The organism is Streptomyces ureilyticus (assembly GCF_011045025.1).
In the GTDB taxonomy this organism is placed as follows: domain Bacteria; phylum Actinomycetota; class Actinomycetes; order Streptomycetales; family Streptomycetaceae; genus Streptomyces; species Streptomyces ureilyticus.
On the sequence record NZ_JAAKZX010000459.1, the window covers coordinates 1 to 1340 of the forward strand.

Genomic DNA, 1340 nt, shown 5'->3' on the forward strand with positions numbered 1-1340 from the left:
GCAGGGCGGGCGGCGCCGCCGACTCGCCGACGCCACGGCTCCCCGGGGGAGGGACGTGCAGCTGCGGACCCTGCTCCGACGCGCCACCGGGACCTGTCGGCGGGTCGGGCCGACGCGGTGGGCTGTCGGAGCGGCGGGGCGGACGTGGTTCCAGTGGTCCGGTGATGCCCGACAGCGAGTGTGGACGGCCGACGGGCGACCGCGGGTCCGCATCGGTGCCCGCCATCTGCACCGCGAGCCAGAGGACCTCGGCGATTTCCCGGGCATCCGGAGAGAAGTGCTCCGGTGGTTCGAAAGGCATCATGGCCCCGTTTCGAGGTGCCGCCACACCGTCCACAGCAGATCCTGCCACTGAGCGGGGTCTTCGTCGGCGCCGGCGCGGGCCAGATGGATGGCGCTGAGCAGCTGGTCGACCGCCACGTCTCCGTTCTCCCGCTGGCCCAGGAACGCCTCGACCAGCGGGCGTGCCTGCTCATAGGCGTCGGCGCCCAGGTGCGCGGCGACGATCGCCGCGAGCCGGTCGGGCCCCGGCGGCTCGATGTCGTAGCGCAGACAGCGACGGGCGAACGCGGCGGGGAACTCGCGCTCCTCATTGGAGGTGATCACGACGAAAGGGAACGCCCAGCAGCTCACCTGACCGTCCGTGACGCGTTCCTGTCCGCCGTCGGCCGTCTGGACCAGCACGCTCTGCTGGTCGGAGGGCAGCCGCAATAACTCGCGTATGGAGAAGCGGCCCTCCTCGAAGACCGTCAGCAGGTCGTTGGGCAGGTCGATGTCGCTCTTGTCCAGTTCGTCGATGAGCAGGACGCGTGGCCTGCGGCGCGGCAGCAGGGCCGTACCCAGCGGGCCGAGCTGCAGATACCGCCCGATGTCGCTGGTGCCGGCCTTCATGCCCGCGCGCTGCAGATTCGCCTCGTGCAGACGGCCGATCGCGTCGTACTCGTAGAGGCCGTCGCGGAGCGTCGTACGGGACGTCACCGGCCAGTGCAGGACCGGGCCGAGCCCCAGTTCGTACGCGACGGCGTGCGCGAGCGTCGACTTGCCTGTGCCCGGGCGGCCGGTGAGCAGCAGTGGGCGGCGCAGCAGCAGCGCGGCGTTGACCACATCGACGAGCTCACGGTCCGCCTGGAACACCCGCCCCCGCTCCGTGTCCGCGGGCCCCGGACTGCTGCTGATGCCGTCCTGCGGCGGCATCCCCCGCTGAAGCGGGCGCCAGGAAGGAGGGTCGGGGAGGCGCTCGATCGCGTTGTGCGGAATGCCGTCACCGCGGTACACCCACCAGGCGGGCGTCTGGGATGCACTGGTCACAAGTGGTCACCTCCGGGTTCAGGGGCGGGCGG

General features: G+C 71.7%; 1 protein-coding gene and 1 pseudogene. Both read right to left on the bottom strand.

Going from position 1 to position 1340, the window contains the following annotated elements; genetic code table 11:
• Positions 1-301 (bottom strand): annotated as a pseudogene (locus G6048_RS49085) (hypothetical protein); the annotation flags it as partial.
• The gene (locus tag G6048_RS48110; RefSeq protein ID WP_165345898.1) at positions 301-1308 is read right to left on the bottom strand and encodes an AAA family ATPase; all 1008 of its coding nucleotides are present in this window, start codon (positions 1306-1308) and stop codon (positions 301-303) included. The gene G6048_RS48110 and the pseudogene G6048_RS49085, both read right to left, overlap by 1 nt.
• Positions 1309-1340: the final 32 nt, after the last annotated feature.